Origin of the sequence: Gilliamella sp. wkB171, assembly GCF_001693755.1 — a bacterium.
GTDB classification, from domain to species: domain Bacteria; phylum Pseudomonadota; class Gammaproteobacteria; order Enterobacterales; family Orbaceae; genus Gilliamella; species Gilliamella apicola_F.
This window is the reverse complement of sequence record NZ_LYST01000059.1, coordinates 1-1,817: the sequence shown is the minus strand read 5'-3', so window position 1 is coordinate 1,817 and position 1,817 is coordinate 1. Positions and strand designations below refer to the sequence as shown.

General features: G+C 34.2%; 1 protein-coding gene. It reads left to right on the top strand.

Annotated features, from left to right (window positions below; translation table 11 throughout):
* A partial coding sequence (locus A9G03_RS12255) for a transporter associated domain-containing protein (protein WP_065799361.1) occupies positions 1 to 384 on the top strand: 384 nt, incomplete at its 5' end.
* Between the last annotated feature and the right edge of the window lie 1,433 nt (positions 385 to 1,817).

Here is a 1,817-nt window from a genome sequence, read left to right as displayed (position 1 = left end):
GCTAAAACCCATTTTGCCTTTGTGGTTGACGAATTTGGTTCAATGCAAGGTGTTGTAACTGTCACAGATATCATTGAAACCATCGCGGGGGACTTTCCAACCGAAGAAGAGGAAATCGACGCCAAACATGATATTCAATGCTTAGAGGATAATAGTTGGATAGCTAATGGTTATATTCCTGTTGAAGAATTGATCAGGTTTGTCCCAATCCCTATTGATGATAAAAGAGAATATCATACCTTAGCGGGACTTTTGATGGAAAAAGCGCAGCATTTACTTAATGTTGGCGATACCATCCAAATTGGTGATTATCAATTTGAAATTGCCGAAGTAGAAAGTCATCGTATTCTTAAAGTCAAAATTAAACTAAACAAACCAGAATAAGTCAGTTAGCATAAAATGCATTAGCCCACCTAAGTGGGCTAAAACTAAGTTAACTCATTATGATAGTACATTCGTTACTTATCGAACTAACTGGAAATGGTTTGGCTATCCTACCAAGCAAGCTCAATCACCTTTTTTTAAAGTTATTGAAACTACTAAAGTAGAAAGTCAATCGTATTCTTAAAGTCAAAATTAAACTGAACAAACCGGAATAAGTCAGTTAGCATAAAATGCATTAGCCCACCTAAGTGGGCTAAAACTAAGTTAACTCATTATGATAGTACATTCGTTACTTATCGAACTAACTGGAAATGGTTTGGCTATCCTACCAAGCAAGCTCAATCACCTTTTTTTAAAGTTATTGAAACTACTAAAGTAGAAAGTCAATCGTATTCTTAAAGTCAAAATTAAACTGAACAAACCGGAATAAGTCAGTTAGCATAAAATGCATTAGCCCACCTAAGTGGGCTAAAACTAAGTTAACTCATTATGATAGTACATTCGTTACTTATCGAACTAACTGGAAATGGTTTGGCTATCCTACCAAGCAAGCTCAATCACCTTTTTTTAAAGTTATTGAAACTACTAAAGTAGAAAGTCAATCGTATTCTTAAAGTCAAAATTAAACTGAACAAACCGGAATAAGTCAGTTAGCATAAAATGCATTAGCCCACCTAAGTGGGCTAAAACTAAGTTAACTCATTATGATAGTACATTCGTTACTTATCGAACTAACTGGAAATGGTTTGGCTATCCTACCAAGCAAGCTCAATCACCTTTTTTTAAAGTTATTGAAACTACTAAAGTAGAAAGTCAATCGTATTCTTAAAGTCAAAATTAAACTGAACAAACCGGAATAAGTCAGTTAGCATAAAATGCATTAGCCCACCTAAGTGGGCTAAAACTAAGTTAACTCATTATGATAGTACATTCGTTACTTATCGAACTAACTGGAAATGGTTTGGCTATCCTACCAAGCAAGCTCAATCACCTTTTTTTAAAGTTATTGAAACTACTAAAGTAGAAAGTCAATCGTATTCTTAAAGTCAAAATTAAACTGAACAAACCGGAATAAGTCAGTTAGCATAAAATGCATTAGCCCACCTAAGTGGGCTAAAACTAAGTTAACTCATTATGATAGTACATTCGTTACTTATCGAACTAACTGGAAATGGTTTGGCTATCCTACCAAGCAAGCTCAATCACCTTTTTTTAAAGCTATTGAAACTACTAAAGTAGAAAGTCAATCGTATTCTTAAAGTCAAAATTAAACTGAACAAACCGGAATAAGTCAGTTAGCATAAAATGCATTAGCCCACCTAAGTGGGCTAAAACTAAGTTAACTCATTATGATAGTACATTCGTTACTTATCGAACTAACTGGAAATGGTTTGGCTATCCTACCAAGCAAGCTCAATCACCTTTTTTTAAAG